Source organism: Undibacterium sp. GW821-FHT11B02, assembly GCF_058808955.1.
The window spans coordinates 88,102-113,174 of the sequence record NZ_JBXASD010000007.1; the positions used below are offsets into that span (position 1 = coordinate 88,102).

A 25,073-nucleotide genomic window follows, 5' to 3' on the forward strand; every position below is an offset into this window, starting at 1 on the left:
TGTTTGTGTGTTTGCCTGCACAGCATGATCTGAATCTGTGTTTGCCTATAACCTAAGGAAATACCATATGTCAAAGAAGGAATACTGTTGCAGCTCGCTATTGACCATGACATGTATGCGTCAGATGCGCTTCTGGGTCTCTTTAATTTGGGAATTTTTTAAACTGGGTTATGACATTCTAAATCAGGATGACGCGGAGGGCGGCTTTTCTGCAAGGCAAAACACTCAGCTACCTGATTTTTTGCACAGTAACTTTACTGTCAGCAAGCAGAAAAACTGAATAAGTAAATCACATTTCATCAAACTTGGTCAGAAAGCTTGCAAACCGCTTGACACAGGGCTTTGCGGCTTGCTCTAATACCGGATGCAGATTTCCTGCTGGCGGTGATGGATACACGACCAATAAAATAATCGAATACATCATTGCGAAATTCAAATTTTTGTGAGGGGGCTATAAGTGAACAAGACTGAGTTGATCGATCATATTGCGAAAACAGCGGATATTTCTAAAGCGGCTTCGTCGCGTGCGCTGGATGCCCTGATTGGTGCAGTAAAATCGACCTTGAAGAAAAACGGTACAGTGACGCTGGTTGGTTTTGGTACTTTTTCTGTCGGTAAACGTGCTGCCAGAACTGGCCGTAACCCACGTACTGGCGAAGCCATCAAGATCAAATCTGCCAAGGTCCCTAAATTTAAACCTGGCAAAGCATTGAAAGATGCTGTAAACTAATGCTCTTTCGTGGTGCGGTGACTAGCGCCACGGTGTTTGTATGTTCGAGTGGGGCGCTTAGCTCAGTTGGTAGAGCGGAGCCCTTACAAGGCTTAGGTCGGGAGTTCGAGCCTCTCAGCGCCCACCACATAACAGACATAAAGCAGTAAAAAAAGGAGTGGTAGTTCAGTTGGTTAGAATACCGGCCTGTCACGCCGGGGGTCGCGGGTTCGAGCCCCGTCCGCTCCGCCAGAAAATTGAAAAGGCGAACGAAAGTTCGCCTTTTTTTGTATTCGTGAGTGTTTTGTCATACTTAGTCATGTGATCGGTTGAACATGTTTGAATATATTCGTACCCATCAGCGGTTGATGCAATTTCTTTTGCTGCTGATCATTTTTCCTTCCTTTGCATTTTTTGGCATAGAAAGTTATACCCGTTCGCGTGGGGCAGATACTGCAATTGCTACGGTGGCTGGCACGTCCATTACTCAAATTGAGCTGGAGCAGGCTACACGTGATCAATTGGACCGTTTGCGTCAGATGTATGGTCCGCAGTTTGATTCCAAGTTGCTGAGTACCCAGGAAGCCAGGCAAAACATTCTGGATGAATTGATTGCACGTAAGTCAATGGCTGCCGAAGTGGCCCGCAAGAAGCTCATGATTTCAGATGCGACTCTGCAGCAGACTATTCTGAAGGAATCTGGCCTGACCAAGGCCGATGGTACCTTTGATACTGAACGCTATAAAAGCTTGCTTGCAGCGCAAGGCATGAGCCCTGCTGGATATGAACAGCGCCTGCGTCAGGACATGACCTTGCAGCAATTGCTGAGCGCAGTTCAGGGTAGTGCTTTTGTGCCTAAAACTGTAACCGCTCGCTTGTCTGCGATTAATGAGCAGGAACGTGAAGTGCAGGCCATGATGCTGAAAAGCGATGACTTTGCGTCCCGCGTCAAAGTGACAGATGAAATGTTGAAGGCCTACTATGACAAAAATTCTGCTCAGTACGAAGTTCCTGAGCAAATCAATGCCGAGTACGTGATTCTGAACAGCGAGGCACTGGCAGCGCAGGTGACTGTATCTGATGCTGATGTTCAATCTTACTATGAGCAAAACAAGAAGCTGTACGGTACCGACGAACAGCGTCGTGCCAGCCATATTCTGATCACTGCTGGCAAGGACAGCAGCAGCGCCGAAAAAGCCAAGGCGAAAGAAAAAGCCGATGGCATTCTGGCGCAGTTGCGTAAGAAGCCTGAAGATTTTGCCAAGCTGGCCAAAGAAAATTCCCAGGATCCTGGTTCTGCCGAAAAGGGCGGTGATCTGGACTTTTTTGGGCATGGCGCGATGGTCAAGCAGTTTGATGAAGTTGCATTCAAACTGAAACAAGGCGAAATCAGTGAGCCTGTGCTGACCGATTTTGGCTACCACATCATTATGGTGACTGGTATCAAGCCAGCGGCCATCAAGAGCCTGGATGAAGTCAAACCACAAATTACGGCCGACATCAAAAAACAGAAGGCAGTCAAGGCCTATGCAGAAGCTGCTGAAACTTTTGGTAATCTGGTCTATGAACAACCAGACAGCTTGAAACCTGTGGCAGAAAAACTGAAACTGAAGATAGAAACCGCAAGCGGACTGACACGTCAGAGCAAACCTGGTGTTCCCGCAACTGTTGAAACCAATAATGCCAAGTTTTTGAAAGCAATTTTTGCTGATGACGTAGTGAAGAAAAAACACAATACGGAAGCAGTGGAAGTGGCACCAAATACCTTGATAGCTGGTCGCATCGTGGATTACAAGGCTGCTTCAAAGCGTCCGTTTGAAGAAGTCAAGGCATCCATCGTCGCGCAGGTAACCCACAAAGAAGCTGCTGCATTGGCTGAAAAAGAAGGCGTTGCAAAACTGGCTGCCCTGAAGGCTGCTGATTCCACTGCTGGATTTACTGAATCCAAAGTGGTGTCACGCCTGAAAAATCAGGATATTCCAGATATTGCCTTCGTCGATTTGATGCGTGCCGATACCAGTAAGCTGCCGGCTTTTGTAGGTACCAGCCTGGGTGATGCGGGTTATATCTTGTTCCGTATTTCCAAAGTCAGTGCTGGTACACCAGACCAGGCGCGTCGTACTGCTGAAGCACAGCAGCAGGCGAATGTATTGGCACAACAAAATCTGTATTCCTACATTGATGTCCTGAAGCAAAAAGCCAAGGTGACAGTGAATAAAACTGCCTTGGTGGCTCCTGCTACTGCTACCCAATAACAGCATGAACTAATTTAGTTTGCAGGATTTTTCATCTGTTGTAAAAAAAGACACCTTAGGGTGTCTTTTTTTTGTGTTTTATATAATTTTTCTCTATGCTTGCTTGTGTTGTCTTTCGCCTGTAATCGACTTTGAATCCGGTAACTTTTGATTTGAATCAATGTAGCGGTACGGTCCGATTGTTATTCTTGCAGTGTATTTTTACAACAGAGTGAGATCATGACGATAACTAAAGAAAACACATACAACTATCGGGTTGTAAGGCAATTTTCAGTCATGGCAGTGGTGTGGGGAATAGTCGGCATGCTCGTGGGCGTGGTGATTGCAACCCAACTTGCCTGGCCGGAATTTCTCGGGGGGATACCGTGGCTTAGTTATGGGCGCTTGCGACCCCTCCATACCAATGCGGTGATTTTTGCCTTTGGTGGTTGTGCCTTGTTTGCCACCTCATATTATGTTGTTCAGCGTACTTCGAATGTGCGCCTGTTTTCTGATGGTTTGGCTGAATTTACTTTCTGGGGCTGGCAACTGGTGATCGTTGCTGCAGCAATCAGCTTGCCGCTGGGTTATACCCAGGGTAAAGAATATGCCGAACTGGAATGGCCTATCGATATACTGATTGCAGTGGTTTGGGTAGCCTTTGCCGTGGTCTTCTTTGGTACGCTGGTCAAGCGCAAGGTTGAACATATTTACGTGGCCAACTGGTTTTATGGTGCGTTCATCATTGCTGTTGCAGTGCTGCATATCGTCAATAGTGCGGCTATTCCTGTGTCCTTCATGAAATCCTATTCTGCGTACTCAGGTGTGCAGGATGCAATGGTGCAATGGTGGTACGGGCATAACGCAGTAGGCTTCTTCCTGACAGCGGGTTTTCTGGGCATGATGTATTACTTCGTACCTAAGCAGATTGAGCGTCCTATTTATTCCTACCGTTTGTCCATCGTTCACTTCTGGGCTTTGATTTTCACCTACATGTGGGCGGGTCCGCATCACTTGCATTACACAGCCTTGCCAGACTGGGCGCAATCGATAGGCATGCTGTTCTCGTTGATTTTGTTGGCTCCATCCTGGGGTGGCATGGTCAACGGCATCATGACCTTGTCTGGTGCCTGGAGCAAGCTGCGCTCTGATCCTATCCTGCGTTTCCTGATCGTGTCTTTGTCCTTCTACGGCATGTCTACGTTTGAAGGCCCTATGATGGCGATCAAAACCGTGAACGCCCTGTCGCACTACACTGACTGGACTATTGGTCACGTGCATTCGGGTGCGTTGGGCTGGGTGGGTTTCATCACGATTGGTAGTTTGTATTACCTGGTTCCGCGCTTGTTCGGTCAGACACAGATGTATAGCAAGCGCCTGATTGAAGTGCATTTCTGGGTGGCGACTATTGGTGTGGTTCTGTATATCGCTTCCATGTGGATTGCGGGTGTGATGCAGGGCTTGATGTGGCGTGCGGTCAATGAAGACGGTACCTTGACTTATTCCTTTGTTGAAACAGTGAAAGCGACCTATCCATACTATGTGATTCGTTTGAGTGGTGGTGTGTTGTACCTGAGTGGCATGCTGCTCATGGCATATAACGTCGCTAAAACCATCATGGCTGCCAAGCCTGTCAACAACGCGATTCCTGCATTGCCTGCTGCCGCAGCGCATGCATAAATCAGAGAAATCAAAGGAGAAATTTGATGCGTAATTTTACTCATGATCTGATTGAGCGAAACGTGGGTTTGTTGCTGGTACTGGTGATCCTGACCATCAGTTTTGGTGGCCTGGTTGAAATCGTTCCACTGTTCTTCCAAAAATCCACTACCGAAGCAGTGCAGGGAATGCAGCCATACACACCGCTGCAACTGGCTGGCCGCGATATTTATTTGCGTGAAGGTTGCTACGGTTGCCACTCACAAATGATACGCCCGTTCCGTGCTGAAACTGAACGTTATGGTCACTATTCTGTAGCCGGTGAGTCAGTCTATGACCACCCATTCCAATGGGGTAGTAAGCGTACTGGTCCTGACCTGGCTCGTGTTGGTGGTCGTTATAGCGACAACTGGCACAGGGATCATTTGACCGATCCGCGTTCTGTGGTGGTGGAGTCCAATATGCCTGCCTATTCATGGCTGGGCAAGACTCAGCTTGATCCAAGTTCCATTACGCCAAAACTGCGGGCGATGAAAACTTTGGGTGTTCCTTATACGGAAGAGCAGATCAAGGCAGGCCCTGATGAGTTGGTCAATAAAACCGAACTGGACGCATTGATCGCCTATTTGCAAGTACTGGGTACAGCCATCAAGAACAAGAATTGATATAGAAATGCTGAACCCATGGCGGTTCAGCTATTCAGGGAGAAATAACATGAATTTCACAATACTGAGCAGTGTCGTGACGGTCATTAGCCTCATCGTTTTCCTGGGTATTCTGTACTGGGCATTTAGTGCCAGTAACAAGGAAAAATTTGAAAAACTGGCACGCTTGCCAATTGATAATGAGAATGGAAATTAGCCATGTCAGACTTTTTTAATGAATGGTGGGGTATAGGGATTGCCATAATCACTGCTTTGTCCATGCTGGCCTGCCTCTTGCTGTTGTGGTCGCAGTCCAAGGTCAAGGTGAAAATCGGCAGTGATGGCAAGCCCTTGCCTGCAGAAACGACTGGCCACGTATGGGATGGCAACTTGATGGAACAAAATAACCCTCTGCCAAAATGGTGGATGTGGTTGTTTTACCTGACCGTTATTTACAGCGCTGGCTATTTGGTGGTGTACCCTGGTTTTGGTAAATGGCAAGGGACATTTGGCTGGAGTCAAGTTGGCGCCTATGAAAAGGAAATGAAGGATGGTGAGGCGCAGTATGGTCCTATTTTCAATAAATACCTGGCGATGGATCTCAAGGATGTGGCCAAAGATCCTCAGGCAAGGGAAATTGGGCAACGTCTGTTCCTGAATACCTGCGCGCAATGCCATGGCTCGGATGCTCAAGGCGGTAAAGGTTATCCTAATCTGACTGACACAGACTGGTTGTATGGTGGCGATCCAAAGACTATCCTGACTACTATACGTGAAGGTCGCCATGGCCAGATGCCCCCTATGGGAGCTGCGTTGGGTACGGATGATGATGTGCGTAATGTCGCCAATTATGTATTGAGCTTGTCAGAATCTGCCCATGACCCGATCAAAGCAGCGATCGGCAAAGCCAAGTTTGCTGCCTGTGCAGCCTGCCATGGTGCTGACGGTAAAGGTAATCAGGCATTGGGTTCGCCAAACCTGACAGATAAAGTCTGGCTGTATGGCGGTGGTATTGATACGATCATGGAAACTATCAACAAAGGTCGTAACAATCAGATGCCAGCGCATAAAACCTTGTTGAGCGATGGCAAGACGTATTTGCTGGCAGCTTATGTGTGGGGCTTGTCAAATAACGGTGCACCGGCTCAGGTCAGTAGCTCGGATGCTGGGGCGATCAAGCAAATTGCTGACGCACCCGTAAGTGCTAATGCTGCAGTTGCGTCTGAAGTAGCATCGTCAGGCAAATAAGTCATGCAAAAAATTGGATAAAACAGAATCACAATGAAGCACATACCCATCATCCCGGTACCAATAGAAGAAGCTGAGTTAGCTTTATTTGAAGAACGTCGGAAAATTTATCCGCGTGCACAGAAAGGCTGGTTTTCTTCCTGGCGCTGGGTGTTGGTATTTTTTACCCAGATGCTGTTTTACGGTACGGCCTGGCTAAATTGGAATGACAGGCAGGCTGTACTGTTTGATCTGGTAGCACGTAAGTTTTATATTTTTGGTTTGGTTTTGTGGCCACAGGATTTTATTTATCTGGCTATTTTGCTGGTTATTTCGGCGCTTAGCCTGTTCCTGTTTACCGCTGTGGCAGGGCGCCTGTTCTGTGGTTATGCTTGTCCTCAGACGGTGTATACCGAAATTTTCCTGTGGATAGAAGCTAAAGTGGAGGGGGAACGTAATGCCAGGATAAAACTGGATGCTTCGCCCATGTCGACGCGCAAGTTTTCACTGAAGTTCGTCAAGCATTTTCTGTGGATCACTCTGGCATTGTGGACCGGCTTTACCTTTGTTGGCTACTTCACACCGATACGCGACCTGGCGATTGAGGTCGGCAATTTTACCTTGGGTCCTTGGGAAACTTTCTGGTTCCTGTTTTACGGTTTTGCCACTTATGGTAATGCGGGCTGGATGCGTGAACAAGTCTGCAAATACATGTGTCCTTATGCGCGCTTTCAGAGTGCCATGTTTGACAAAGATACGCTGATTGTTACCTACGACACTGATCGCGGCGACCCTCGTGGATCAAGGAACAAGAAGGTCGATTACAAGGCTGCGGGCTTAGGTGATTGTGTTGATTGCGGTATTTGTGTACAGGTTTGTCCAACTGGCATTGATATCCGTAATGGTTTGCAATACGAATGTATAGCCTGTGGTGCCTGTATTGATGGCTGCGATCAGGTCATGGATAAAATGGGCTATGCGCGCGGGCTCATACGCTATACCACCGACCACGCCTTGACTGAAAAACTCAGTGACAAGGCAATGTGGAAAAGGGTATTCCGCTTGCGCACCCTGATTTACGGCAGCATACTTGGTTTGATCATTTTGCTGGCGGGTATTTCTCTCGCATTACATATGCCGTTGAAAGTGGACGTGTTGCGGGATCGTGGCATGCCAAAAATAACCGAAACCGGCGCGATAGAAAATGTGTATCGTTTGCAAGTGATGAATACTCAGGAATCACCGCGCCGTTATAGTATAGAAGTGAAGGGTGCCGCAGGTGCGGTCATCTTGAATAATGCTGATATTGACATTGGTGCCGCAACCACCAAGGCTTTCCCGATCAGGGTTCGTGTCCCTGCCAAGGTCCTGGAAACCGGCTCTAACCGCATTCGCTTTGTAGTGAAAGACCTGGATGCGCCGGAAATCAATGTTACTGAAAAAGCTGTCTTTATTGTTCCACGATAGGAGAAAATTATGGACGCTGCTTTAATGCCTGCGAAAATCCAGCGCGATGCCTGGTACAAAGAACCATGGTTATTGCTGGTGGCTGGCGGACCTGCCATTGTGGTTTGCGCCAGTTTGATTACTGGATATATCGCCATGCATGGCGCTGACAAGGTCGTTGCTGAAGATTATTACAAGCAAGGTCTGATGATCAATAAAGACATACAACGTGATGCCAAAGCCAGAGAATTGCATCTGGAAGCCAGTATCAAAGCTGATTTTTTAAATGGCAAAATGCAGTTGCAACTGAGTGGTAAAGGTACGCTGCCAGACACCATACAACTGAGCCTGGCCAATGCAGCATCAGGAGGCAATACTGTCACCGAAGTGATACGTCGTTTGCCCTTGAAGCAAACCAGTCCGGGTAACTATGAAGGCGATATGAAAGCCTTGTCGAATTTTACCGCCGGTTCTGTTAAATTATTCCATCTCAAACTGGAAACCAGCGACTGGCGTATGACTGGTGACTGGTTTGACCCAGAACAAAAATCTGCGCAATTATATGCGGCAAAATAAAGCTGCTTCCCTAAAGCTTTATTGACGTTAAGCTGAATAATCACTAGAAGGGGACAGAATTGGAACATGACAATAAGATGCACGGTAAGCCACTATTGCGACCAATGTTGATGATTGTGTTGTGGCCTGCATTCTTGATGGCTTGTGTGGCAACGGGATTGTTTTTTAGCTTGGTTGATCCTATGGAACTGATTGTCTTGGATCAGCGTTTGCAAATGCATGCTACAGGGGTATATACCGTAGGTTTTTTTGCCTTCTGGTTGCTCGGAATTCTGTCTAGTGGTTTGACTGCTTTACTTGTGCAGAAAGCACATTGATCGAGATAATCATGAAAATGAACGAGCCGGCGGGGTTTTCTTTGCCAGAGATCCATGAAGAACTGATTCGCCGCTTTGATAAACTGGGACCACGGTATACATCTTACCCAACCGCAGACCGATTTAATACTGGTTTCAATGCGGAGTCCTATATCAAGTATTTGAAAGAACGCAGTCGCCTGGTAACCAAACCGCCACTGTCACTGTATATCCATATCCCATTTTGTGCCTCACTTTGCTATTACTGTGCATGCAATAAGGTAATTACCAAAGATCACGGACGGTCGGCAAAATACCTGGAATATCTGGAAAAAGAACTAAAGCTGGTGACGACACACTTGCATGAGCGCGAAGTGTTGAGTCAGTTGCATTTGGGGGGCGGTACACCGACTTTCCTTAGTCATAATGAAATGCGTCAATTGATGCAGATGTTGCGCCAATATTTTGATTTTTCGGATGATGCCGAAATTTCCATAGAAATTGATCCACGTACGGTCAATGCCCAAACCCTGCAATTACTGGCGGAACTGGGCTTCAATCGTACTAGCCTGGGTGTGCAGGATTTTAATCCTGAAGTGCAACAGGCGATACACCGTCTACAAACATTTGAACTAGTTGAAAGCACGGTGAGAGCCAGCAGAGATGCTGGTTTCCAGTCGATTAATTTTGACTTGATTTATGGTTTGCCCAAACAAAATCTGGAAAGCTTTTCAGAGACTCTGGATCAGGTTATACAATTGTCGCCGGATCGCATCGCGCTCTATAACTACGCGCATCTTCCTACCCGCTTTAAACCACAGCGCCGCATTGCTGAAGCAGATCTGCCTTCGGCTGAACAACGTTTGCAAATTTTCCTGATGTCCTTGCGTCGCTTGCAGGCAGAGGGCTATGTGTATATTGGACTCGACCATTTTGCCAAACCGGATGATAGTCTGGCCAGGGCCATGCTGGATGGCAGTCTGCATAGAAATTTCCAGGGCTATACCACACGTTCTGATTGCGACCTGATCGGACTGGGCTTGTCTTCGATAGGTAAAATCGGTGCATCCTATGCACAAAATCTGCGTACTCTGGATGAATATTATGCCTGTCTTGACAAAGGTGAGCTGCCAGTAGAAAAAGGGATTGATTTGAGCGTAGATGATTTGTTACGTCGTCAAATTATCATGAGTCTGATGTGTAGCAGTACCGTAGATTTTACAGCGCTGGAACAGCAATACGGTATTTCTTTCAGGGACTATTTCGCAGACGAACTGATGCGTCTGGCTGACTATGGACAGGAAAACATGATCAGCCTTCATGCCGATGCCATTACGGTTGAGGCCAGAGGGAGGCTGTTTGTGCGTGCCATTGGCATGGAATTTGATCATTTTCTGTCGCGTCCGACAACGGCCAATTATTCTAAACTGATTTGATATGCTGACACTGCCACTGGTTGTTGCCGCGTTGACTGCCGGAGCATTGGGCGGTATCCATTGTGCTGGCATGTGCGGCGGCATTTCCATGCTGCTGACTCAGGCTGGGCAGAAGCGGAGCAGGGGGGCTGTAAATAAAATCATTCCGATTGCCATGGTAGCCAATGCAGAAGTTAAGCCTGCTGCCGTGTCTGGCTCCAGCCTGGCTAATTTGCAATATCAATTCTTGCTGCATGGCGGGCGCATTTTTACTTATGGGCTGGCAGGTGCCGTACTAGGTGGGATAGGTGCAGCTGGTTTGGCATTCAAACCTGTTTTTCCTGTCCAACAAGTCATGTTTGTGATTGCTAATCTGGCGTTAATTATTCTTGGTGCGCGCCTGCTGGGCCTTATGCCACATCTGCAATTCATGCAGCAACTGATGGGAGTCTGGCAGCGTATGCTGGCCAAGTTTACTGCACCTTTAAACAAGGCAGCAGATTATCCGTTTTTAATGGGCATGGGTTGGGGTTGTTTGCCCTGTGGTTTGCTATATGGCGTGGCACCGTTTTCTTTGCTGTCGGGCGACGCCTGGTCGGGTGCTGCGCTGATGGTGCTATTTGGTCTTAGTGCTTTGCCGCACTTGCTGTTGACCCAGACTGTGTTTCACCGGGCCAGTAAGATGGCCACAGTGCGTGCATTCAGAATGGCTGGTGCATGTTTTCTGATTGCTGTTGGCTTGCTGGGCTTGTGGTATTTTGATATGAAAAATATGCCAGCCTTTTTATGTGTGGTGCCGGCGGCTTGAATCTTTATATACGCTTCTGATACTCAGTTACATTCAGGCCTGGATATCTATCAGCGTACCAAGCATTTGATCTGTCGTTTTGATAATCTTGGCAGAAAGATCAAATCCTGTTTTAAATTGTAAGGATTGCACAATCTCTGATGCCAGATCAGTGCCGCTACTATCTTGCGATGCCAGGCTGGCACCTTCTTTGCTGATGGTAGTAGTGACGCCGCCTGCTGGCTGTTCCTGAAAGCTGACTTGCTGCGGTACAAAGTTGGTTGTACTGGCGTTCGCCACATTATGGTCAGAACTGTCGAGCGCACTGGCATACGCCTTGAGCCCGGACAGGCCGCTATTGAGTGCTGAAACTGACATAATATTTCCCAGAAGATCAAGCTTGATGCCGCTGATTATACTGGAACCCCGATTGATGTAGCTCCTGGTAAACTGTTATAAATTGCCAGATGGTGCAGGCAGGGGGAGTTGAATTTTCAGGCAAGCTCCTTCACCTGGCTGACTTTCAACCATAAATTCACCGTGCATGGCTTTGACTCTTTCGCGCATGCCGACCAGACCAAACGAACGTGCTTTGCGCATATCGTCTGCATCAATTCCCTTGCCGTTGTCGCAGATAGTGAAACGTATAAAATGTTCATTTCTTTCAAAGGTAATATCCACTTCTGTTGCATCGGCATGTCTTATCACATTCGTCAACGATTCTTGAATGATGCGGAAAATGGCGGTGCTGCGTGCGTCATCGAGTGCCAATTGTTCTTCATTGGCGGACAGTTCACAATGGATGCCATGGCGAGCAGAAAAGTCTTTTTGCAGGGTTTGAAGCGCAAAATACAGACCACCTTCATCCAGTGCGCGGGGGCGAAGATCGGTTGCAATGCGACGCAAGGTGGTGATTGCAGTCAGGATCAACTGATCCATACTGGTGGCGGTTAGTTGTGATTTTCCGGTCAATGCGTTGTCTCTTTGGAGCAGCGATAAGTCCATGCGCAGTGCGGCCAGCAGTTGACCAAGGTCATCATGTAATTCGCGGGCGATGTGCTTGCGTTCTTCTTCACGTATACTTTGCAAGGTGGCAGAAAGCTGAGTCAATTCATCATGGTACAGGGCCATTTTTTCTTTGGCGACCTTGCGTTCGGTAATATCGCGGAAGATAACTGTGTAGTAGCGTTTGCCATTTTCCAATTGACTGGAGATTGATGCTTCTATTGGAAATTCATCACCATTGGCTTTGACACCGGTAACATAGAAATCTTCGAAACTGCCGCCCATTCTGCGGCGAGTGGCACCGGTTTCACCAAATTTCCTGACATGATCACCATGCACTTTACGATGTCTTTCTGGTAGCACAGTATTGAGTGATATACCTAGCAAATCGTTGACTTCATAACCGAACAGAGTTGCTGCAGATGGATTGGCCAGGATGATGGTTTGGGTATCGTCGATGGTGATGATGCCGTCTATGGCGGTGTCAATCAATCGGCTCAGGCGCTCGCGCTCTAAGCTTAGTTCTTCCGCAAATCGTGCGAGATCCTGGCTGGTTTCTGTCAGGTTGGTATACGGGGTGTGAATATTCACCGCGACCATGCCACGGTAAATCGCAATCGCCGCAAAAAGTTGAAACACGTGACCGATGACCACAAACAAGTCGCTGCTGTCAGTATATAAAGCGAAATACACTTCCGAAATGGCCAATAGCATCGCGGCCAGGAACAAGGATGCACGGTCTATCTGCAAGTGGTGGATATTTTCTTTGACATCTTGCTCCTTTTTGACGCCACGATTCAATAGGTACGCGGTCGTTAGATTGATACCTATCAGCCCCACTTCACAGGCGATTTTGAATGACGTCTGACCTACTGTTTCAATATAGGTCAATGGTAACAAGTATGAAAAGGCAAATACGGTGTAAGTCCAACCCGCCGTCGCCAGCAAACCGGTGATTAGTACCAGGTATGCCTGCGTCGGACTGACATCCGAATCTTCTGGAGACAGGGCCAGCCCCAGTAAGGTAGTGGCAATGAATGATCGTGACAAGATCCAGAATAACAGAGATTTGTGCATGTCTTCGGCATCTGGAAAACCTGGCATACCTTGAAAAGAAAGGGCATGCATACAGCCTAGTATGGCTGTACAAAGAAAGGCTACCGCCAGGATTACACTGCTTTTCTTGCGAGTGCCGCCGAACGCATTCCAGCATACGATGAAGACTGATGTAAATATCACAATCGTGACGGTTTCCAGCAGGGTATGCACTGGTAATGGTGCTGCTACCCTGATATGTGCCAGGCTGCCATGCCATACCCACAATAGCAGAGAAACAAGTAAAAGCAGGCCAGCTAGCCAGCGTGCGCGAAACAGCCTGATGTAATCAGTTGCCATGGAAAGGGATGTCACAACGGGTGAGTGAAAGACAACTATTTTAAAGCGAATTCGGGCTCAAGTGATCTGTGGCCTGATTTATTTACAAGAGATGTGTGAAACTGAGGAATTAGCGGCAGCCATGCGGGTGGTTTGATCAAGCTTATGGTCGTACGGTGGCAAGCATAGCTTGCCACCGAGTCTGAATTTAGTGCGACATTAATACTGGTACAGTCATGCTTTCCAGTATGGTTCTGGTGACGCCGCCCATGATCATTTCACGGAAACGGGAGTGACCATAGCCACCCATGACCAGCATGTCACTGTCAACATCGTGCGCCAGGGACAACAGGGCATTACCAATATCAGTATTGGTTTTGTGGACAGATACTTCCACCTTGATGCCATGCCTTGCCAGGTACAGTGCAATATCACCACCTGGCTGTTCGCCATGTGTATCTGGTACTGATTTGGAATTGAAGATGGCGACCTGAACCAGGTCTGCTCGTTTCAACAGGGGGATAGCATCAGTGATGGCGCGCGTAGCTTCGCGACTGGCGTCCCACGCGATCAATGGGCGCTTGGCAACGGAGGTGAAATCACCAACATACGGAATAATCAATACTGGTCTGCCGGAATTCATGATCAGATATTCAGGAAAATCTGGCAGGACAGACGGTGATGGCTCGTCGCGATTAGTCTGGCCTATGATCACCAGGTCACTGTAGCGTGCCTGCAAGCCTATACCACCACCAGCCTCATCATTGGCGATCATGCTTTCATAGGAGTTAACACCTGATGATTCGACTTGCTTGTTGAAGTTGTCGATAGCTTTTTCAGCCCTTTCACGCAGGTATTTGAGGTGTATGGTCAGATTCGGATCATTTGCGCTGATGTTGCCATCCTGATAGATGAAACGGGACACTCCCGTGACAGCTGTGCCTATCAGATGGGCCGCATCACTTTTGGCGATTTCGGCAGCCAGTTGCACCCGAAAATTTGATCTTTCTGATTCGTCTACATGAACCAATATGGTTTTATACGCCATGTTTTCGCTCCTTGATTGAGTTATCGTGGAAAAACACCAAGCTATCATCATGTTGGTTGGCAATATGCCAGCCAAAAACAGGTAAGTCAGACAATATTAGGATTTACGCAAAACCGCCCCAGCTGCGTTGCAGCTCCTCTCCTAGGAGCCGCGTACTAAAGTACTGTCTTCGTCGCTGACGCCTTGCTGGGACAATTTTGCGTAAGTCCTAAATACATATACTGACAAACATATCATATACACAATTCAAGCTTATACTAATTTAAGGCAACGGCAATCTCTTTGTTCCATTGAGGTAATAAATTTTTGCCAACCAGCGCCGAAACTTTTTCACTGACTTTTTCACTTACTTTGATACGTGTTTTGGCTGGTGGCAGACGACGCAAAGTTTTCAGTGCATGGATGTCCAGCAGGGCGATCTGGCGTTGTTCAACACTGATCAGGCCAAGTTCGTTAAAGGCAGACAGGGTGCGGCTGACGGTTTCCAGCGTCAGACCCAGGTAACTTCCAATTTCGTGTCTGGTCATGCGCAGATTGAAAGATTTGCCGGAATAACCGAGCTGACTGAAGCGCTCACCCAGATTGGTGAGGAAACGGGCAACCTTGGCTTCGGCGCTGAGGGCGCTAAGCATACCTATCATCAGTTGCTCGCGTACCAGTTCCCGGCTCATGACGCTGAACATGGCTTGTTCCAGTTCAGCATAGTTACGACCAAGAGCAGAAAAGGTTTTGTACGGCAGCAAAATAATGTCGCAGTCGGACAGCGCTACTGCTTCAGAAGCGTGATGCTGGTTATGGATGCCATCTATGCCTAACAAGTCACCTTTCATAGGGAAGCTCAATACCTGCTCATTGCCGTACTCATCAATGAGTACGGTTTTCAGGAAGCCGGAATTGACGATGTACAGGGTTTCAAAATCCTGACCTATTGTATGTACTCTTTGACCTGCCTTGAAGCGTACATGCTGGAACAATTGTTCTTCGTCGGCAGATGCTGCCGGTGCGGGGATGTGCAAGAGATCACAGACTTCACGCAGATTCGACCACAGGTTGCCATGACAACGCCAGCCAGCTTCGCTCGCAGCGGATGGAAATGCTCCTTTGACAGCGGTAGAAGACAGGCTGGTTTTGCCGATAGTGAACGATGCTGTAGTCATGGTGATCCCCTTAAGGTAAACGACGTTAATTGATTTGAGTATTTGAATCTGGTTGCTGCAAGCGCAGCAGAAAGTCTTGAAGCAGGCCAAAATCGGTAGATTTATCGAGAAAGCCGTCTGCACCAGCGCGCATTGCATGCAAGCGGTTGTCTTCTGTTGCATGGTTGGTCAGGACCACCACTTTGATTTCTGGTTTGCTTTGCTTGATGTTCTTCAGCAATTGCAAGCCATTCCCATCTGGTAACTGAATATCGAGAATCATGGCGTCAGCGTGTTTATCCAGAATACCTTGCATGGCGTGACTGATATCGCTTGCAACCCCAACCACATGCATGCCCGGTACTTCTTCTATGAATTGGATCAGGCGCTGTTGAATCAGAGTTGAATCTTCTACGATATACAGGTTCATGGTTTTGAGTTAAGTGGTCAGTGCTGCTGTGTTTGCTTAGACTCTATTATCGTGAACATGAACCTTGATTTAAATCAGCATCGGCTGATTCAAAGTGTCAGATTTACAGACCAACGCGTAGGAATATTCCTAGAACTCATCTCACCCCTATTGATGAAATGAGTTCTAGCGAGCTGCAAGTGAGGGAGGGCTGGATGGTGAGGGGGGGGCAGGAAAGGACGCAGTCGGTGCTGCGCCCGGTAGTTCAGGCTTGAGGCTGCAGTAAATGATGGGCTACTGCATATTGCACAAGGTCAGACAGATTATTCATGTTCATTTTTTGCATGATTCTGGTCTTGTGGGTACTGACGGTTTTGACGCTCAAATGCAGGAGGTCGCCAATTTCGGTTATGGTTTTGCCTTTGACCAGATGGCTGAATACTTCAAATTCGCGATCAGACAGGCTGGTGTGCGGGAGGCTATCGTCGGCAGGCATGGCATTCATGGCCAGTTGTTCGGCCACTTCTATACTGATATATGGACGACCCGATGCCACTTTGCGCAGGGCCGTGACCAGCTGTGTACCTGCACTTTCCTTGGTGAGGTAACCACGGGCTCCTGCACGGATAGCTCTTACCGCATATTGTTCTTCCTCATGCATGGTCAGTATCAATATCGGAAGTTTTGGATATTCGTCCTTGATCTGACGTATCAGGTCTACACCGCTACGACCTGGCATGGACAAATCCATTAGCAAGACATCAAATTTCAGGCTGCGGACTTTTTCCAGTGTATCAAAGCCGTCAATGGCTTCACCGATGACCTGAATATCTTCTATGCCGTCCAGGATGCGTTTCAAACCCTCACGCATGATGGTATGGTCGTCAGCAATCAGTATGCGAGTCATCGTCAGTGTACACAGCGTTAAACATGGTTAGTCTTGTCTGGTGTTTGGCCAGACAAGGTAAAACGCTATTGTACTGTAAGGGCTGACCGTGTGTGTTCAGTGATGTTTGATACGGTGCACTAATACAGGAATCTGGCACAAGGACAATACTTTGGTAGTCACGCTGCCCAACAAGAATTGACCCAGGCCGCTTCTGCCATGCGAGCCCATGAAAATCAGGTCACATCCATATTCCTGTGCAGTATGTACAATTTCCTTGGCAGTAGAGTCATTGAACTGTATGACTTCCTGATAGGGTAATCCCGCCACAGCGGCGACTTCCCTGATCGGTTGCAGATAACCTTCAGCCATGGTCCGCATCGCTGCCTTGTATTCATCCTCAGTTGGACCATTGGGTGGCACGATATCTACATAAAGTGGATACTGATAATTACTGGCAACAAATACGGCAACTACTCCCGCTTTTAATTGTTGCGCAAATTCCAGGCCTGCGGTGACACAAGCGTGGGATAGTTCCGAGCCATCGGTTGGTAACAAGATTTTGGAGTACATATCCTGTGCCTTTCATCGTTGATGAGTTCTGACTAGTCTGCATCTGGATTGTTACACTTGCTTTGATTTCAAACAAGGGACTTGATGATTTATTAAGCAGCGCATTGCCGCACGGGAATGAGCCGTATTTCCATATAGGAAATTCTTGAGCAGCTTGATCGTCTGACTACAGTTTAGTCAGCTGAATCCGGGTTGCAAAGTTATATTAGTGCTTGCAAAAGCGAAATGAGCTCTGGTGAATGATTGTGTTTCAGCTGGATGTCATTACATTCATGCCAGTAGGCAAATTCACTCAAGGTTTTTGCGAGATCCTTTGCCAGGCTATGTGATATACGCGTACCTGGTTCCAGATGCAAAGCTTTTATTTCCAGCATGCCTTCCTTGCGATGGGCTTTGGCATCCATGCGCCCGATCAGGGCACCCCGACGCAAGATGGGTAATGTGAAATAACCGTAACGTCGTTTTGGTGCCGGTGTATAGCATTCGAGTTTATAGTCAAAGTCAAACAGGTCTATTGCACGTTTTCTGTCCCAGACCACAGGGTCGAAAGGTGAAAGAATACGGGTCGCAGTAGCTTTCAACTGATTCTCGCTCGCCCGTCCCAGTAGATCCCGGCGATCCGGATGCACATAAAACAGGGCATCGTGCTGATCTACCGTGACTGGTATCAGTAAACCTTCCTTGACCAGTTGTGCTGGCTGGTTGCTGATGTCGGGTTTGCCCATGCGGAAATAATCGCTGATCCAGTTCGCCTTGCAAATACCCTGGGCACGGACTGATTGCAAGATTTGCGTACGCTCGCAATGCAGGATGGGTTTCAGATGTTTTTTATCATTCCATTTGGGATGCACGCGTTCACGCAAGTCATAAATGCGCTGGAAATTATGGCGTTTGGCGACCATCAACTCACCAGTAGTGAACAGGACTTCAAGTGAGCGTTTTTCTGGTTTCCATTCCCACCAGCCTCCACTTTTGCCATCGGTACGTTCAAAATCTGCTGAACGACTGGCTCCATTTTCGCGAATATGCTGACGGATGCTTTCAACCTGAGTGGCATGTTCTTTCAGCCACTTATGATTGTATTTCCAGCCCATTCCCTGTGGTGACACCATTTGGTGGCGATACAGGCCATAATCTTCTATCGGTAAAAAGCAGGCTTCGTGCGACCAGTATTCAAACAGCAGGCCTTCTTCCAGTAATTCATGCAGCCATTCATGCGGGTAATTGCCCAGCCGGCTCCACAGTACCAGATAAGGGCTGCGCGCAACCACGCTGATGGTGTCAATCTGCAGCGCCGACATATTACGTATGCAGGCCAGCACATCTTGTTTGCTGGCTTTTCGCGGCGAGGGATTCAACAAACCTTGTGCTGCCAGATGCAGTGCGCGAGCAGAACTGAGCGTCAGATGAAAATCAGTTGTGCTCATCAAGTTATCGTCCGAAAATGGGGCGGGAGAGGAGGGGCGGCGGGGGATAGCATCCCCCGGTAGATTAAAAGTGCTTCAATCCAATTGCTGTCCTGACTTCATCAGTTGTTTGCGCAGCGATTTCGCGCGCTTTGCGTGTGCCCTCCTTGAGCATCTGCAAAACCTGGCCACGGTCTTTTGCGTATTCTTCGCGACGTTCACGAATTGGCTTCAGCATATCTTGCAAGATGCCTTCCAGTCTGGCTTTGACGATGCTGTCCCCCAGACCACCACGCACGTAATGGTCTTTCATTTCTTGCAGGCCGGTTTTATCTTCGTCGAATGCATCCAGATAGATAAAGGCGACATTACCTTCCAGGTGCCCGGGATCGGCGACACGCAGATGCAAGGGGTCAGTGTAGACATTGCGCACGGCTGCCTTGATTTCAGCAGGCGTAAAACCGAGATTGATGACATTGCCCAGTGATTTACTCATCTTGGCTTTGCCATCAACGCCTGGCAAGCGACCAATTTCTGGAACCAACGCCTGGCATTCCACCAGAATCTCTTTATTGGCCAGACGATTGAAGCGGCGCACGATTTCATTGGTCTGCTCTATCATTGGTATCTGATCTTCACCGACTGGTACCAGGCTGGCCTTGAAGGCAGTGATATCGGCAGCCTGGCTGACTGGATAAGTCAGGAAACCAGCAGGGATGTCACGCTCAAAATTGCGCAAGACTATTTCTTGCTTGATAGTGGGGTTACGTTCCAGGCGTGCTACCGTTACCAGGTTCAGGTAGTAGAAAGTTAATTCCGTCAGTTCAGGAATTTGTGACTGGATAAATATCGTTGATTTGGCGGGGTCTATGCCGACTGCCAGATAATCGAGTGCCACTTCCATGACATTGTCATGGACTTTGGCAGGGTTTTCCATATTGTCGGTCAATGCCTGGGCATCGGCCAGCATGATGTATTGTTCATACTGATGCTGAAATTTAACGCGGTTGCGCAGGCTACCTACAAAATGGCCAAGGTGCAGGGGGCCAGTCGGGCGATCGCCAGTCAGTATCAAGTGTTTTTTGTCTTCGGTACCAGGGAGCATGCTAAATCCAGTTGGGTAATGCGGTGAAAGTGCTGACAGAACCTGAAGTATACGTAAAAAATGCCGCGAAGGTCCCGGCGGCATGGCGTATATCAAGGCGTGTTCTGTAGCTATGATGCCGTTTTCAGACTGGATGTGTCAAGTTTGACCAGATTCACAAGCTTTTTATCCTTGATCTACACTAGATTTTGACTTAATTTACTTAAAACTATCATCTTGTCATCTGAATTACTTATAAAGTCATTTCCCAAAATGATAAAATCGCGGTTCATTTTTACATAGTTGAAAGTAGCCTTATTTTGACAAGCTCAAGCCCTAAAAAATTGATTATTGCCTCACGCGAGAGTCGTTTGGCAATGTGGCAGGCCGAACATGTGCGCGACCGTCTGGCAGCGCTGTACCCTGATTGGCAGATAGAGATACTGGGGATGACCACACGTGGTGACCAGATTCTTGATAAGGCGTTGTCAAAAGTTGGTGGAAAAGGCTTGTTTGTGAAGGAACTGGAAGTCGCCATGGCTGAGGGGCGCGCTGACCTGGCCGTGCATTCGCTCAAGGACGTGCCCATGGATTTGCCAGAAGGCTTTGCCCTGGCCGCCATTCTTGAACGCGAAGACCCGCGTGATGCATTTGTTTCGAATGATTATGCTGGTCTCGACAGTCTGCCTGCTGGTGCCGTGGTGGGTACCAGCAGCTTGCGACGCCAGGCACTGATTGCTGCACGTTTCCCGCATCTGGTTATTCGCCCTTTGCGTGGCAACCTTGATACCCGTTTGCGCAAGCTTGATAGTGGCGAATATGCAGCCATCATCCTGGCTGCAGCCGGTCTTAAGCGTCTGGGATTGCCAGAAAGAATACGCGCCTGCCTGGAGCCAGAACAAAGTCTGCCAGCAGCGGGTCAGGGGGCCATGGCGATAGAAATACCGGACAATCACCCAGAGTTGCAAGCCATGCTGGCAGCTTTGAACCATACTGAAACGGCCCAGGCAGTGACTGCAGAACGTACCGTATCCAAGGCGTTTGGTGGCAGCTGCCAAATTCCGCTGGCAGCATTTGCGACAGTTAATCAGGGCAAGATGTATATACGTGCCATGGTGGCAACGCCAGATGGTAGCCGTATCGCACGGGCTGAAGTTTCCGGCGACGCTACTCAGGCCCTTGCTCTGGGGCAGCAACTGGCACAGGCATTGTCAGCGCAGGATGCAGAAGGCATCCTGGCCGTGTGCAAAGCCCAGGTTACGGAGTAATTCCTCTTCATGGGTGACACGAAACGCGTTGACGGTAGTGCCGGCGGTGGGGCGGTGGTCATTACCCGGCCTGTCGCACAGGCAGAAGACTTTGCGCGCAGACTGCAGGCAATGGGGCGGCACTGGGTGCTTTTCCCGTTGCTGGAAATCCAGCCATTGGCGGATGAAAGTCAATTGATCGCCGAAATCGCCCACTTGCAGGACTATGCCTTGCTGGCCTTTGTCAGTCCGAATGCGATTGATGCCTTCTTTCGCCATGTCACCAACTATCCGAAAGAAATCCCGGTTGCGGTGATGGGTGAAGGTAGCCGCTTACGCTTGGCCGAATTTGGTTTGAATGACCAGAATACCGACATCATCCGGCCACGCAACCGTTTCAAGACTGATTCTGAAACCTTGCTGGATGAACTCGACTGTGCTGCCTTGCACGGAAAAAAAGTCTTGATCGTACGTGGTGAAAGTGGACGCGAACTTTTGGCTGATGCATTGCGGGCACGTGGTATAACAGTCACTCAGTTGGCGGCTTATCGTCGTGTGGCGCCGCAGTTGAATGAAGTCAGGGCGCAGCAATTGCATCTTTTGCTGGAGCAGGAAAACCAGTGGGTTGTCACCAGTTCGGAAGCATTGCGCAATCTGATGCATGATGTCGACAAGCTGGGTTTACCTGACGGCGTGGCAAAAATGCAACGGCAGCAACTCTTGGTTCCACACATTCGTATTGAAGAAACCGCGAAATCCCTGGGATTTCAATCTATTACCTTAACAGCTTCTGGCGACGAACAACTGCTTGTCGCGTTACAATCTCGGCTATGAGTGAACAGCAACCAAATTCTGAAGCCGCAATGACGGCAAATCCTGTTGAGCCAGCGGCTCGACAGTCGGTCAATTCTGTGCCGCAGGAAAACGATAAGTCAATGGCATGGGGGAATCCGGCCTATCTGGCTTCCGGTATTCTGGCCGTGCTACTGGCGGTAAACTGGTGGTCGTCGCAAAACCAGATCACCAGCCTGCGTGAAGAGGTCGCACGCCGTCTGCTCAGTGCCGATACCAATAGCAGTGAAACCAAGGTATTGGCGCGCAATGTGCAGGAAACCACCAAGGAAGTTCAATCCAAGGTGATTTTGCTGGAAGGCAAGCAATCCGAGGCGCAAAGTCAGCAACTGGCGCTCGAACAGTTGTATCAGGACTTGTCCAGGAACCGTGATGACTGGGCGCTGGCTGAAATCGAGCAGGTATTGGCCACTGCCAGCCAGCAGTTACAGCTGGCAGGAAATGTGCAAGGTGCGCTGATTGCTTTGCAAAACGCAGATGGTCGCCTGGCCAAATCGGAAAAGCCGCAATTCATTTCCATACGCCGCGCAATCGCAAAGGACATAGAAAGACTGAAGTCTCTGCCAGCGCTGGATTTGCCAGGCGTCGCTCTGCGTCTGGATAGCGTGATTGCGCAGATAGACCATATCCCTTTGTGGGCAGATGAAAAGTCCGTCATCTCTGCAACACCACCTAAAGCGCCCTTGCGCGTCTTGCCAAAATCGTTGCCAAAATCGCTGCCTGGTACAAAAACAGTGCAGCAACCGGTAGCGGAGATAGAGGAAAATACATGGAGCATGCGCCTGCAAGATACCTGGCAAAGTTTTTCCAGTGAAATGTGGAATGAGGTACGACAACTGATACGTGTACGTAATGTTGAGACGCCAGACGTACTGCTGCTGACGCCATCACAATCATATTTTGCACGTGAAAATCTGAAGTTGAGACTACTCAATGCACGCCTGGCCTTACTGTCACGGAATGAAAGTATTTTCAGGAGCGACATGATCGCTGCCCAGGATGCCATTGCCAAATACTTTGATACCAGAGCCAAGCAGACACAGACCGTACAGGCACTGTTGCGTCAGGTACAGGGCAGTAACCTGTCAATAGAAATGCCGACCCTGGCCGAGAGTCTGAATGCAGTACGTAACTATAAAGTGAAGCCTTAACAGTATGCGAATTTTTATCCGGCTTCTGATTTTGTTTGCGCTTGCCGTAGGTCTTGCCGTAGGCGCGCGTTACAACCCCGGTAATGTGGTTTTGTTTTATCCGCCTTACCGGATAGACCTGTCATTGAATTTTTTTCTGTTTCTGGTGCTGGTACTGTTTGTAGCGCTATATCTGGTCATACGAGCTATTGTCACCACCCGGAAATTACCGCGCAAGGTTGCCCTGTATCGCCAGAGCAAGCGTGAAAAAGATAGCAATAAGGCTTTGCGTGAAGCGCTGAAGGCATTGTTTGAAGGGCGTTTTGGGCATGCTGAAAAAGCCGCAATGCGCGCCACTGATTTACCTGAAAATGCCAGCGTGGCATCGCTGATCGGTGCCCGCGCTGCGCATCACATGAGCCAGTTTGAACGTCGTGACTCCTGGTTTTCCGGTATTGAAACCGACAACAATTTTAAAGTGGCACGTCTGGTCAGTATGACAGAGCTGCTGGTAGATCAGCATCAGTCCGGTAAGGCATTGGAAGCAGTACGTGAATTGAATTCAAGTGGTGTACGGCATATCCAGGTATTGCGCTGGGCGCTGAAAGCCAATCAGCAGGCGCAAAAATGGCAAGAGGTGCTGAAGCTGGTTCGTACTCTGGACAAGCATCGTGCGCTGCATCCCGCTTTGTCGCAACGTCTGCGTGAACTGGCCTATGAAGATCTTCTGACAAATCAGGGGCATGATGCTGAATCAATACGCCTGGTTTGGTATGAAATCCCGCAATCTGATCGCAAATTGGCTTTTGTTGCTTTCGTTGCTGCCAGCGCCTTCAATTCCCATGGCCTGTTTGACGATGCACGTGGCATTGTGGAAAAAGCCTTGAGTGAAGACTGGGATGAACGCCTGATGCGTACCTATCGTGACGCCGCTGCTTCAGAAGGTTCTGCAGCATTGTTGTCACAAATTGAACATTGTGAAAAATGGTCAGAGCAGCATCCTACTGATCCTGAACTGGCATTGACACTTGGTACACTGTGTCTGAGACAAAAATTGTGGGGTAAGGCGCAAAGACACATGGAGCAGGCGCTGTCGGATGCGGTTGATCCGCGAACCGTTCGCGAAGCCAATCTGAAACTGGCCCAGTTGCATGAAGCACTTGGTCAGGCAGAAGAGGCCGCCAGCCATTACCGTCAATGTGCAATGGCGACCATGTTATAAGCAGACGCCTGCTGCGACGCACAATTGTGTGTTGAAAGCCGATATAATCCCACCCAGATTGATTTCTTCTATTGATACTTATACAGAAAGTGCAACATGAGCTTGAATAAAGTCCCTGCAGGTCGTGATCTGCCGAATGATTTCAACGTCATTATCGAAATCCCCATGAACGGTGATCCGGTCAAGTATGAAGTGGATAAGGAAAGTGGAGCGATCTTCGTTGATCGTTTCATGGGAACAGCCATGCATTATCCGTGCAACTATGGTTATGTACCACGTACTATCGCTGGTGACGGTGATCCGGTAGACGTACTGGTGATTACTCCTTTCCCGCTGATTCCTGGCGTGGTGGTGCGTTGCCGTGCGATTGGCGTCCTTAAAATGAAGGATGAGGGCGGCGATGATGCCAAAGTGCTGGCAGTTCCGGTAGACAAGATTTTGCCTATCTACACACACTGGCAACAACCAGAAGATCTGAATGATCTGCGCTTGCGTCAAATCCAGCATTTCTTTGAACATTACAAAGACCTGGAACCAGGCAAATGGGTGAAAATTGAAGGCTGGGGCGGCCCAGAGGAAGCCAAAGCCGAGATCATGGCTGGCGTTGAAAACTACAACAAGGCGCATGCATAATTTGCTTGTTGCTTAGAACCTGTTTCCGATCTTACTGCGCGTGCGCAGCCGGAGTCCATGCGGGGCTCATTTGCT

General features: G+C 48.6%; 25 protein-coding genes and 2 tRNA genes. 18 read left to right on the forward strand and 9 right to left on the reverse strand.

Annotation, left to right across the window (positions count from 1 at the left end; all coding sequences use genetic code 11):
* Positions 1-457 precede the first annotated feature (457 nt).
* From AC1RVX_RS16160 to AC1RVX_RS16220, 13 genes are all read left to right on the forward strand, one after another.
* On the forward strand, positions 458-730 hold the full coding sequence (locus AC1RVX_RS16160) for an HU family DNA-binding protein (RefSeq protein ID WP_186946728.1): 273 nt from the start codon (positions 458-460) through the stop codon (positions 728-730).
* A 51-nt stretch (positions 731-781) separates the two neighbouring features.
* Positions 782-857: transfer RNA gene (locus AC1RVX_RS16165), tRNA-Val, on the forward strand.
* Between the two features lie 27 nt (positions 858-884).
* Positions 885-961, forward strand: a tRNA-Asp gene (locus tag AC1RVX_RS16170).
* An 83-nt stretch (positions 962-1,044) separates the two neighbouring features.
* Positions 1,045-2,964, forward strand: a complete 1,920-nt coding sequence (locus AC1RVX_RS16175; protein WP_493217630.1) for a SurA N-terminal domain-containing protein — start codon at positions 1,045-1,047, stop codon at positions 2,962-2,964.
* A gap of 219 nt (positions 2,965-3,183) precedes the next feature.
* On the forward strand, positions 3,184-4,623 hold the full coding sequence (ccoN, locus tag AC1RVX_RS16180; RefSeq protein WP_493217631.1) for a cytochrome-c oxidase, cbb3-type subunit I: 1,440 nt from the start codon (positions 3,184-3,186) through the stop codon (positions 4,621-4,623).
* A 26-nt stretch (positions 4,624-4,649) separates the two neighbouring features.
* A complete protein-coding gene (gene ccoO / locus AC1RVX_RS16185; protein ID WP_493217632.1) occupies positions 4,650-5,267 on the forward strand; it encodes a cytochrome-c oxidase, cbb3-type subunit II in 618 nt (205 codons plus the stop codon).
* 49 nt (positions 5,268-5,316) lie between these two features.
* Positions 5,317-5,463, forward strand: a complete 147-nt coding sequence (locus tag AC1RVX_RS16190; RefSeq protein WP_493217633.1) for a cbb3-type cytochrome oxidase subunit 3 — start codon at positions 5,317-5,319, stop codon at positions 5,461-5,463.
* Positions 5,464-5,465: 2 nt separating this feature from the next.
* Positions 5,466-6,494, forward strand: a complete 1,029-nt coding sequence (gene ccoP, locus AC1RVX_RS16195) for a cytochrome-c oxidase, cbb3-type subunit III (RefSeq protein WP_493217634.1) — start codon at positions 5,466-5,468, stop codon at positions 6,492-6,494.
* Positions 6,495-6,527: 33 nt separating this feature from the next.
* A complete protein-coding gene (gene ccoG / locus AC1RVX_RS16200; protein ID WP_493217635.1) occupies positions 6,528-7,940 on the forward strand; it encodes a cytochrome c oxidase accessory protein CcoG in 1,413 nt (470 codons plus the stop codon).
* Positions 7,941-7,949: 9 nt separating this feature from the next.
* The gene (locus AC1RVX_RS16205; RefSeq protein WP_493217636.1) at positions 7,950-8,495 is read left to right on the forward strand and encodes a FixH family protein; all 546 of its coding nucleotides are present in this window, start codon (positions 7,950-7,952) and stop codon (positions 8,493-8,495) included.
* Between the two features lie 59 nt (positions 8,496-8,554).
* The gene (locus AC1RVX_RS16210; protein ID WP_493217637.1) at positions 8,555-8,812 is read left to right on the forward strand and encodes a hypothetical protein; all 258 of its coding nucleotides are present in this window, start codon (positions 8,555-8,557) and stop codon (positions 8,810-8,812) included.
* An 11-nt stretch (positions 8,813-8,823) separates the two neighbouring features.
* Entirely contained in the window at positions 8,824-10,227 is a 1,404-nt protein-coding gene (gene hemN, locus AC1RVX_RS16215; RefSeq protein ID WP_493217638.1) for an oxygen-independent coproporphyrinogen III oxidase, read from the forward strand.
* 1 nt (position 10,228) lies between these two features.
* Positions 10,229-11,014, forward strand: coding sequence for a sulfite exporter TauE/SafE family protein (locus AC1RVX_RS16220; protein ID WP_493217639.1), 786 nt, complete (start codon positions 10,229-10,231; stop codon positions 11,012-11,014).
* A gap of 33 nt (positions 11,015-11,047) precedes the next feature.
* Here AC1RVX_RS16220 and AC1RVX_RS16225 read toward each other — a convergent pair whose 3' ends face one another.
* From AC1RVX_RS16225 to trpS, 9 genes are all read right to left on the reverse strand, one after another.
* Positions 11,048-11,371, reverse strand: a complete 324-nt coding sequence (locus AC1RVX_RS16225; RefSeq protein WP_493217640.1) for a flagellar basal body rod C-terminal domain-containing protein — start codon at positions 11,369-11,371, stop codon at positions 11,048-11,050.
* A gap of 75 nt (positions 11,372-11,446) precedes the next feature.
* Positions 11,447-13,393 (reverse strand): MASE3 domain-containing protein, encoded by a 1,947-nt coding sequence (locus AC1RVX_RS16230; protein ID WP_493217641.1) that lies wholly within the window; start codon positions 13,391-13,393, stop codon positions 11,447-11,449.
* Between the two features lie 187 nt (positions 13,394-13,580).
* Positions 13,581-14,420 carry a universal stress protein gene (locus AC1RVX_RS16235; protein ID WP_493217642.1) on the reverse strand — a complete coding sequence of 280 codons (840 nt, stop codon included), beginning with the start codon at positions 14,418-14,420 and terminating at the stop codon, positions 13,581-13,583.
* A 257-nt stretch (positions 14,421-14,677) separates the two neighbouring features.
* Positions 14,678-15,577 carry a helix-turn-helix domain-containing protein gene (locus AC1RVX_RS16240; protein WP_493217643.1) on the reverse strand — a complete coding sequence of 300 codons (900 nt, stop codon included), beginning with the start codon at positions 15,575-15,577 and terminating at the stop codon, positions 14,678-14,680.
* A 25-nt stretch (positions 15,578-15,602) separates the two neighbouring features.
* Complete coding sequence (locus tag AC1RVX_RS16245) at positions 15,603-15,986, reverse strand: response regulator (RefSeq protein WP_493217644.1); 384 nt, start codon at positions 15,984-15,986, stop codon at positions 15,603-15,605.
* A 244-nt stretch (positions 15,987-16,230) separates the two neighbouring features.
* Positions 16,231-16,872, reverse strand: a complete 642-nt coding sequence (locus AC1RVX_RS16250; RefSeq protein ID WP_493217645.1) for a response regulator — start codon at positions 16,870-16,872, stop codon at positions 16,231-16,233.
* 96 nt (positions 16,873-16,968) lie between these two features.
* Positions 16,969-17,424 (reverse strand): universal stress protein, encoded by a 456-nt coding sequence (locus AC1RVX_RS16255; RefSeq protein WP_493217646.1) that lies wholly within the window; start codon positions 17,422-17,424, stop codon positions 16,969-16,971.
* A 200-nt stretch (positions 17,425-17,624) separates the two neighbouring features.
* Positions 17,625-18,851, reverse strand: coding sequence for a winged helix-turn-helix domain-containing protein (locus tag AC1RVX_RS16260; RefSeq protein ID WP_493217647.1), 1,227 nt, complete (start codon positions 18,849-18,851; stop codon positions 17,625-17,627).
* Positions 18,852-18,915: 64 nt separating this feature from the next.
* On the reverse strand, positions 18,916-19,935 hold the full coding sequence (gene trpS, locus AC1RVX_RS16265) for a tryptophan--tRNA ligase (RefSeq protein WP_493217648.1): 1,020 nt from the start codon (positions 19,933-19,935) through the stop codon (positions 18,916-18,918).
* Between the two features lie 299 nt (positions 19,936-20,234).
* On the opposite strand from trpS, the gene hemC reads away from it, so the two are divergent.
* The 5 genes from hemC (at position 20,235) to ppa (ending at position 24,998) form a co-directional block, all read left to right on the forward strand.
* Positions 20,235-21,182 (forward strand): hydroxymethylbilane synthase, encoded by a 948-nt coding sequence (gene hemC / locus AC1RVX_RS16270; protein WP_493217649.1) that lies wholly within the window; start codon positions 20,235-20,237, stop codon positions 21,180-21,182.
* A 9-nt stretch (positions 21,183-21,191) separates the two neighbouring features.
* On the forward strand, positions 21,192-21,995 hold the full coding sequence (locus AC1RVX_RS16275) for a uroporphyrinogen-III synthase (protein WP_493217650.1): 804 nt from the start codon (positions 21,192-21,194) through the stop codon (positions 21,993-21,995).
* Between the two features lie 101 nt (positions 21,996-22,096).
* Positions 22,097-23,164, forward strand: coding sequence for a uroporphyrinogen-III C-methyltransferase (locus AC1RVX_RS16280; RefSeq protein ID WP_493217944.1), 1,068 nt, complete (start codon positions 22,097-22,099; stop codon positions 23,162-23,164).
* Positions 23,165-23,168: 4 nt separating this feature from the next.
* Positions 23,169-24,365 (forward strand): heme biosynthesis HemY N-terminal domain-containing protein, encoded by a 1,197-nt coding sequence (locus AC1RVX_RS16285; RefSeq protein ID WP_493217651.1) that lies wholly within the window; start codon positions 23,169-23,171, stop codon positions 24,363-24,365.
* Between the two features lie 96 nt (positions 24,366-24,461).
* Positions 24,462-24,998 carry an inorganic diphosphatase gene (gene ppa, locus AC1RVX_RS16290; protein WP_493217652.1) on the forward strand — a complete coding sequence of 179 codons (537 nt, stop codon included), beginning with the start codon at positions 24,462-24,464 and terminating at the stop codon, positions 24,996-24,998.
* The last annotated feature ends 75 nt before the right edge of the window (positions 24,999-25,073 follow it).